Here is an 8776-nt window from a genome sequence, read left to right on the forward strand (position 1 = left end):
CACATAAGTCTTAGCTCGCATCGAGGCGAGCGGCGATATATTTTTCGATACGGAGGCAACGATTTTAGAACGGGATAGGGGTGTCAGGCACCCCCCGTACCCGCGACTGGACAGCAAAACTGATCGGAATACCAGTTTGTGGTGCCGCTTGGCGCGATGGCGAGCACTGGCAGTTTTAAGGCGCACCGATAAGCAGCACCCGCTGCAGTGCCCCGCGAATGATTCCGTCGTCATAGACACGAACACGCGTCGCCGGTCCACGGCCTTGGCTTTTTCGACTCCGATCTACAGCATCGCTCGCCTCTAATCCTGTCTGGCAGGGAGAGGGGTTAGCAAGTTCCGTTCGGTGACTCACAACCAGCTTTCTGGCCGCGCGAAGCGCGCAATTCGTGTCCAACACCTGACAGCGGCACAAAGCCCGTCAGGTTCAGAACACCGGTCGGCTGGGCGCGTGGAGTATTTTTCAAAGCGTAGTCAGACGCTTAATGCGCGCTGACGAAGATGGCACGGCTGTTGCTGTTGAGATCCAGCAACACTGAGAAAGGGCTGAGTGCGTCCAGAGCGAAAAACGAGCGATGCTCCTTCCCTTGAACCCGTGTGCCCCGTTCTGAGAGATAAGCTGGCGCAAAAAGTCGCGCAACGTTTGGCAATAGTTATGGAGAACAACATGATGCTGCGCATGGAGTCCCCAGCTCCTCCGATCAAGGTGAAGAACTGGCTGCGTGGCCAGCCCCTCACGAGCTTCCAGCCGGGAAAAGTGTACATCGTCGAATTTTGGGCAACTTGGTGCGGATCCTGTGTGGCGGCAATGCCCCATCTGGTGCAGCTGCAAGATAAATACAAAGACAGCGGAGTTGAGGTCCTCGGAGTCGCAGCTTATGAACAAGCTCGAACGGCGGACGAGGCCCAAACCAACTTGGACGCATGGTTGACCGAAAAGCTCTCGAATCTCAACTACCGGATCGGATTCGACTACACAGGGAAAATGAACAAGCTTTGGATGGATCCCAGCTTTTCTGTCGGGATTCCCACCTCGTTCGTCGTCGACCGTGACGGCCACATCGCCTTTATCGGTCTTCCAACGCAACTCGATGACGTTCTGCCGAAAATTCTTAACGGCGGCTGGCGCACCAGCGATGAAGCTAGAGTCGCCGATACAGAGCGGATCGCCGAAGGCGAACGCACAATGCACGAAACGACGCGCAAGCGAGCGTTGACTGAGCCGATCTTCGCCAAACTTACGCCGGCGATGAAGGCTAAGGATTGGACGAAGGCGCTTTCGGCGCTCGAAGAGGCCGTCGCTGTAATGCCGGACGACGTCAACTTCCGCGTGCTTCATGCGGATCTGTTGCTTCACAAAGTGCACGACTTGCAGACCGGCTTGCCGGTCATGAGCCAATTGGTTCGCGACGCGATCGACAAAAAATCCGAGCTGTGGATGGCCGGGGCGATGCGCCAACTCTTCGATCCGGCGAATGACAACTCCCGCTTCCCGCCTGCCGAGCGCTTTGCGATGGGTAAGGAGTTGTCCGAACACATCCTGGCACTGAATCCTCCGCAACGCGGCGACGGCTCCAAGTTCCTGTCCTATGGGGCGGTCGCTCAGTACTATTATGAGAGCGGCAACAAGGATCGCGCGATCGAGTTGGTCGAGGTGGCGCTGAAGTCGCTGGACGGTTCTGAGCCTATCCCCGACGAACTGAAACAGCACGTTATGTCGCTGTTGGTCCAAGCGCTGGCCAACTACAGGGGTGAGAAGGCTTCCTACGGGGCTCTTTGTGCGACTCCGCAAGACGGGTTTCCGAAAGAGTCAAAGCGCAGGCGCCGAAAGAGAAAACATGAAAAAGGCTAATAGTCGGAATTGCTCACGGGTGAATTCGTCCATTTCTCCGGCGGGCCAGTGGCAACTAAAGACCATCGAGTACAGCGCTGGATCGTTTGCGGCAGGTTGGAGGTTCAAATTGCGATGACCTCCGGCCGGATCGAGGCGGACGTGATCTTCCAGGTGAAGTCGCGCCGTCATCCCATGATGCAAACACTCTTACGGTCTTAAGGTCTACACGAAATGCTGAACGACTCCTTCGTCATAAAAATGCACCCTTTGCGCACGGCCATGGCGGCGCCCGGACTTAGGCGGCCATCTCCATGCTTCTGCAGACGGGCGAAGATGAATGATGTCGATCCGCATGCCTGGCTCACACAAACTATCGAACGGATCGCGCAAGGCTGGCCGATTTCTCAGATCGATGCTCTCATGCCGTGGAACCCTCAAAGCTTGAACCGCTTCAGCTACGCTTACGCAAAGAGGGGGTGAAATGGGCAGAAGATTTCGATCGCAGCCCCAAACTCCGGGCATTATTGCGTCACCTCGGACGGCAGCGCCAAGCATTCGGCACATCGCGTCTGGATCAAAAGGGTCTTACGCCGCGTGTGGCAGAAACTGCTGGCGCCATGCTCGTTAAAGATGACAAACCACCCATCGCAATCGGCGTGGTGATCCCGTTTGTGTTCCGTCACTGGCTAAAGCAGCCCGTCCGCGTCGCGGTCGTCCTCGTCGGCTTCTTAGGGGCAACGGTGGCCGACCTGTTCATGCCGGTCTATTCCGGTCACTTGGTCGAGGCGCTGACATCAGGTCCGTCCGACCAGGCAGCACGGCAGGCGGCGTTCGTCGCCTTCGGCGGCATCCTCGCGCTTGGCCTGCTCTCGATCATATTCCGGTTAACAGGCTCGCTGGCGATCGTGCCGTTCACGCTGAAGACGATGTCGGATGTGGCGCGCGAGGCCTTCATGCGGGTGCAGCGGTTCTCGACTGACTGGCACGCCAACTCTTTCGCCGGCTCAACCGTGCGCAAGATCACACGCGGCATGTGGGCGCTCGAGCTGCTCAACAACACGATCCTGATGGCATTGTTGCCGTCGCTAGCGGTGCTCGTGGGCTCGATGATCCTGCTCGGTCTGCATTGGCCGGTCCTCGGCGGTGTGGTCGGCTTCGGCGCGGTGATCTATGTCGCGATCACGATGGCATTCACGATCGGCTACATCGCGTCGGCGGCGCGCGTCTCCAACACCTGGGACACCAAGGTCGGCGGCACGCTGGCGGACTCGCTCACCTGCAATGCTGTGGTGAAATCCTTCGGTGCGGAGGCGCGCGAGGATGCTCGGCTTAACGGTGTCATCAGCCGCTGGCGGGCGCGGGTACTGCGCACCTGGCGGCGCTACAACGCCACCGGCACAGTGCAGCTCATGATGTTGTTGTGCTTTCGCGCTTCCGTGATCGGCGGCGCCATTCTGCTGTGGATTGACGGGCGCGCCTCGCCGGGCAACGTCACCTATGTGCTGACGAGCTACTATATCATCCACGGCTATTTACGCGACGTCGGCATGCACATCAACAATCTGCAGCATTCGGTGAACGACATGGAAGAGCTTGTCACCATCCATGGCGAGCCGATCGGCATTGTCGATGCGCCCGACGCCAAGCCGATCGACATTCAGGGCGGTAGGATCACGTTCAACGACGTGACTTTCCTTTATGTCGGGCATCACGCGCCGCTCTACGACGGATTGTCGATCGACATTCGCGCCGGCGAGCGCGTCGGTCTGGTCGGCCGTTCCGGCTCCGGGAAGACCACGTTCGTCAAGCTGGTGCAACGGCTCTACGACGTCTCCGGCGGCCGTATCCTTATCGACGGCCAGGATATCGCGAGAGCGACGCAGCAATCGCTGCGGAGCCAAATCGCGATCGTGCAACAGGAGCCGATCCTGTTTCACCGCTCGCTGGCGGAGAACATCGCCTATAGCCGGCCCGGCGCCAGCATGGCGGCGATCGAGCAGGCGGCGCGGCTCGCCAACGCGCATGACTTCATCCTGCGACTGCCGAAAGGCTACGGCACGCTGGTCGGCGAGCGCGGCGTCAAGCTGTCGGGCGGCGAGCGGCAGCGCGTGGCACTGGCGCGCGCGTTCCTGGCGGACGCGCCGGTGCTGATCCTGGATGAGGCAACCTCGAGCCTTGATTCCGAGTCAGAGGGCCTGATCCAGCAGGCGATGGAGCGGCTGATGAAGGAACGCACCTCGATCGTGATCGCGCACCGGCTGTCGACGGTGCGCAGCCTCGACCGCATCCTGGTGTTCGACCGCGGCGAGATCGTCGAGCAGGGAACGCACGCGGCGCTGACGGCGCGTCCCGGCGGCATCTATCGCGGGCTGTTCGAGCTGCAGGCCATCGAGTGCGGTCAGATCTCGGCGGCAGGCCAGACTAAAGCATGGCTGGCCGCATCCCCGCAGCCTTAGCGCTATTTAGCTTGGCTGCAGCTGATTGGCATCGCGCCGGTCAACTCCCCGGCATCTCATCGATATTCACCGCGAAGGTAAGGGTTGTCTTAAGAAGAGTGCTTCTGAAGCGGGAGCAGGGCGAATGTCGGAAGAACAACTAAATCCTGATGCTTCACATCGGTGCATGCTCAAGACGGTCGGGACCGTGGCTTGGATGTGGCAAAAAGGCATTGCGGCGGAAGCGCTGTAGCGCGACAATCAAGGGTTCTTCCGCATATTTGGTGCAGGGTGTAGGATTCACGGACAGTTCAAACAAGGGCATAAGGTAAGAATCGCAGTCGACGCTCGTGATTCGCCTTGCTCCAAGCCTTCCGCTCACTGGTTTCCCCCGAGCTTTCGATTGTCCAAATCTCTCCCCAGACCGACAGGGTGGTGCTCGTGGCTCGGCCGAAGTCAGCGGTCTCGCTCTGTCCCTGTTGCGGCTGCCAGACGGGTCGCGTCCACAGCCATTACGTGCGACGCTTAGCCGATCTGCCGTGGCAGGGTCAGGTTGTCGAAATCCGGCTTCACGCGCGACGGTTTCGATGCGCGAATCCACAATGCCCGCGTCGGATATTCACCGAGCGGCTACCGGCAACGGTGCGGCCGAAAGCAAGACGCACAACCCGCCTCGGCGAGAGCCAACTGGCGATCGGCTTTGCGGTCGGAGGTGAGCCCGGCTCGCGCCCGTCGCGCAAACTGGCCATGCCGGTCAGCGGCGACACCTTGCTCCGAATGATTCACTCGGCTCCCTTGCCGGATTTCGTTGCCCCGACCGTCGTCGGCATCGACGATTGGGCTTGGCGTCGTGGCCAGCGATATGGAACGATCATCTGCGATCTGGAGCGCAATTGCGTGCTTGATCTGCTTCCCGATCGTAACGCCGACAGTGTTGCGCGCTGGCTGAAGCGCTGGCCGGGGATCAAGGTCGTCGCCCGCGATCGTGCGGGACTTTATGCTGATGGCGCACGCTGCGGCGTCCCCGACGCGGTGCAGGTGGCGGACCGCTGGCACCTGCTCAATAGTCTGGGTGAGGCCTTGCGCCACGCGGTCGGCCGCCATCGTCACAACGTAGCCGCCGCCGTGCAAATCATGGCGTCCGCGCAACGAGCGAAGACCGGCAGTTCCGCGCCGCCGCCCGGCCTTGCACGGTTGCGGGCGGATCGAAAGGCTGCGCGACGCGAACGCTGGGATGAAATCTGTCGCCTACGCCAGCAAGGTTGCCCGACATCCAGGATCGCCCAACTGCTCGGCGTCGACAGGCGCACTGTTCAGCGCTGGCTGGCCGCTGGCGGCGAACCGGAGCATTCGCGTCCTCACCGACCTTCACATCTTCTCGCGCCCTTCCAGACATGGCTAGAAGCGCGGTGGGCCTTCGGTTGCCAGGTGGGCCAGCAGCTTTGGCGGGAGCTTCAGCAACAGGGTTATACTGGAAGTCGGGTGACCGTCGCGCGATGGGCCGCTGACAGGCGTGCACATGCAGACGCGGGAGGAGCAGCACAACCACACCTGACATGGAAAGCTCCCACGCGTCGTCGCTGTGCTTGGTACTTGAGCCAGGATCCGGATCAGATCGATGCTGAAGCCAGGCTGTTCCTCGGCCATCTATTTGCGCAAGCTCCGGAACTCGCGACGGTCGCCGATCTGGCGAAGCGGTTTGTGTCCCTTCTTAGTGGTAGCGACATCGCCGAGCTCGATGAATGGATCACACAAGCAGGCAACAGCGAACTCAAGAGCTTCGCCAACGGCATCGCGCGCGACATCGATGCGGTCCGAGCGGCAATAACGACCTCCTGGACAACCAGTCCGGTCGAAGGCCAGATCAGCAGGATCAAAGCCATCAAACGACAAATGTATGGCCGGGCAAGCTACCCGTTATTGCGTCGACGCGTCCTCCTGGCTGCTTGAGAGCGACCGGGCAACCTATCCAACCCCGATCGCTCATGCTGCACCAAATATGCGGAAGAACCCAATCAAGATGGGAATCCCGCGACAATCAGGATTGTCGCGGGATTTCCCATCTTGATTGTCGCGCTACAGCGCTCTTCCAGGTGAAGTCACGCCGCGATCCCACAACGCAACAATTTGATTCTCTGCAAAGAACACGCTAGCGTTGCTTATCCAATCGTAACTGACCGCGAAGCAGGCCGTCATCGCGTCCTGATCGCTACGTCCTTACGCCGCGTGCGCCATAAACCAACCTTATGGTGTGAGGGCAAATGACAGCATGAGACCGCGCACCTTCTGCTCTTCGCTTCAACCTGGATTAAGTCAGTTGGGCAAAGTCCGGATACGCCAGATCTCGATCCTTGTCTGGTTTCTGACAGCGGCTCACAAAACCTGTGAGATTCAAAACACCGCGCGCCAAGCGCATCGCGAGCTGTTTCAAGACACAATCAGGCACTTAATGCGCGGCAGGAGCGCTGGCACGGCAGTTGCTTTTCTCGCCGTCGGCAATAGGCGGGCAATTTGAAGAAGCTGAAGATGAACGGAACGACAGGATCTTGGGCTTACGGAGAAAAAGCGCCGATGCCAAGGGAAGAACAGACCAAGGTCAAAGAAATTCGCGACTCTTCAATCCACTGCGGTTTGAGGAGCATACCACGGGATGCGATAGTTGCGGCTAAACGGCTATGGCTCTTTGAAGAAATCGCCGACACTAGCGGCGACTAAGTAGGACCGAGTTTTTTACCGCTTACCTCGCCTTGCCATCTGAAAGATAGGGCGAGCGCCTGAGCATTGGATCGCTCGGGGGCAGCTTGCAAACGTGTGTGGCTGCTAATGGGCATTGCTTAGAGTGAAATAACCGTCCGGTCAGGACCGGTCAGGGCCGCGGGATAGTCGCGTGACGCTGATCAGGCAACGGACTGAACAGAGGTCTTCTTCCACTCCCAAGGGAGCAGCTCATTGAGCCGACCTTGCGGGGTGGCGGCGATGCGAGCCAACACGTCCGCCAACCAGGCTTGCGGATCGATGTCGTTGAGCTTTGCCGTTTATGCCGATTGTCGAACTATGCCGAACGGGCTTGTTTTCCCGAGATTCACCGTGAGCGGCGTGTAATCGGCTCGGCATAGTTTGTCTTGTACCTCCGCTTTCAACAGCGGAGACCAGGATATGATTGCTGAAGAGTGTTTGGGCCGGAGCCGACTATTCCGGCGCCTGAAGAGTGGACCTCACAGACCACTCGTCGAGCTCTACACGGCGCGCCTCGTCAGGGACGAACTCGCTGGCCACGGCACGTGGCGATGCCTGAACTTGGTCAGCGACCTCATCAGCTGGATCAAAAGATGTGGCTTAAGGCTGGCCGATCTCGATGAGCGCGTGGTCGAACGGTACTTTAAGCACCGAGCGGGGAAGCAGTGCATTCAGCCGGGCGACCGGGCGGCGCTGAAGCGGTTGCTATCGGTGTTGCGCGAGGCGGGCATGATCGCGCCGGCGGCGCTGCCGCCGATCTCGCCGCAGGACCAGATATTCAGGGAGTTCGCCGACTATCTGCAAAGGGAACGCGGGCCGAGGACCATCATTCGCCACCTGCCATTCATTCGCCGCTTCCTGCGCGAGGTGTGCCCTACCGTCGCCAGCGACCTCGGCAATATCAGCCGAGAGGACGTCACCCGCTACATCGCGCGCCACGCCCGGGATCGGAGCGCGGCGTCTGGGAAGGCGATGTGCTGGTCGCTGCGCGCATTTCTCCGATACCTCCATCATAAAGGGTTGACCGCGCTCGCTCTGGCGGACTGCGTACCCTCCATCAGGCGATGGAAGCTCGCAAGCCTGCCGACCTATCTGTCCGCCACGCAGGTCGAGAAGGTCCTCGATAGTTGCGACGGGGCCGCCGCGATAGGACGGCGGGATTACGCCATCCTGATGCTGCTGGCCAAGCTCGGTTTACGGGCTGGCGAGGTCGCGGCCCTCACCCTGGATGATATCGACTGGCGATCCGGCGAGATGCTCAAGCTCGACGGCATGGCGCAAGCCTTCACCGAGCTCGAGGTGCAAGAGGAGGCTCGCAATCTCGCGCACGCCGAATGGCTGGCTCTGCTGCTCGACCGCGAGGTCGCCTATCGCAGCACCCGTCGTTTCCAGGCCCGACTGCGCGCCGCCCGGCTGCGGCACAGCCAAGCCGCGGTCGAGGACGTCGACTACCGCACGCCACGCCGGCTCGACAAGGCGCTGTTCCAACAGTTGGCCACCTGCCGCTGGATCGCCGAGCACCGCGGCCTGCTGGTCACCGGCCCGTGCGGAATCGGCAAGTCGTGGTTAGCCTGCGCGCTCGCGCAAAAGGCTTGCCGCGACGGCTACACGGTCCACTACACGCGCGTGCCGCGTCTGTTCGCTGATCTCGATCTCGCTCATGGCGACGGCCGCTTCCCGCGACTGTTCCGGATGCTGGTCAAGGTCGATTTGCTTGTATTGGACGATTGGGGACCCGACCGCCTCTCAGCCAGTCAGCGGCGCGATCTCA

General features: G+C 60.4%; 5 protein-coding genes and 2 pseudogenes. 6 read left to right on the top strand and 1 reads right to left on the bottom strand.

The genetic code is table 11. From position 1 onward, the window contains the following. Positions 1-667: 667 nt before the first annotated feature. The 5 genes and pseudogenes from KJQ96_RS30605 (at position 668) to KJQ96_RS30625 (ending at position 6984) form a co-directional block, all read left to right on the top strand. A complete protein-coding gene (locus KJQ96_RS30605; RefSeq protein WP_213290070.1) occupies positions 668-1852 on the top strand; it encodes a TlpA disulfide reductase family protein in 1185 nt (394 codons plus the stop codon). Positions 1853-2079: 227 nt separating this feature from the next. Further along, positions 2080-2314 (top strand): annotated as a pseudogene (locus KJQ96_RS30610) (transposase domain-containing protein); the annotation flags it as partial. A 137-nt stretch (positions 2315-2451) separates the two neighbouring features. Continuing rightward, positions 2452-4290, top strand: coding sequence for an ABC transporter ATP-binding protein (locus tag KJQ96_RS30615; RefSeq protein WP_213290071.1), 1839 nt, complete (start codon positions 2452-2454; stop codon positions 4288-4290). 420 nt (positions 4291-4710) lie between these two features. Continuing rightward, positions 4711-6219 (top strand): ISL3 family transposase, encoded by a 1509-nt coding sequence (locus tag KJQ96_RS30620; protein WP_309142488.1) that lies wholly within the window; start codon positions 4711-4713, stop codon positions 6217-6219. A gap of 561 nt (positions 6220-6780) precedes the next feature. Next, positions 6781-6984, top strand: a complete 204-nt coding sequence (locus KJQ96_RS30625; protein ID WP_213290073.1) for a hypothetical protein — start codon at positions 6781-6783, stop codon at positions 6982-6984. A 182-nt stretch (positions 6985-7166) separates the two neighbouring features. On the opposite strand, the pseudogene KJQ96_RS30630 reads toward KJQ96_RS30625, so the two are convergent. After that, positions 7167-7304 (bottom strand): annotated as a pseudogene (locus tag KJQ96_RS30630) (transposase domain-containing protein); the annotation flags it as partial. Positions 7305-7566: 262 nt separating this feature from the next. Here KJQ96_RS30630 and KJQ96_RS30635 point away from each other — a divergent pair. After that, on the top strand, positions 7567-8776 hold a 1210-nt coding region (locus KJQ96_RS30635; RefSeq protein ID WP_213290078.1), incomplete at its 3' end, for an ATP-binding protein.

The sequence above is a fragment of the Bradyrhizobium sp. sGM-13 genome, from assembly GCF_018398875.1.
In the GTDB taxonomy this organism is placed as follows: domain Bacteria; phylum Pseudomonadota; class Alphaproteobacteria; order Rhizobiales; family Xanthobacteraceae; genus Bradyrhizobium.

Excerpts from the sequence above, each read along its gene's own strand:
- KJQ96_RS30605 (WP_213290070.1), top strand. The coding sequence starts at position 668 with ATGATGCTGCGCATGGAGTCCCCAGCTCCTCCGATCAAGGTGAAGAAC.
- KJQ96_RS30615 (WP_213290071.1), top strand. The coding sequence starts at position 2,452 with ATGCTCGTTAAAGATGACAAACCACCCATCGCAATCGGCGTGGTGATC.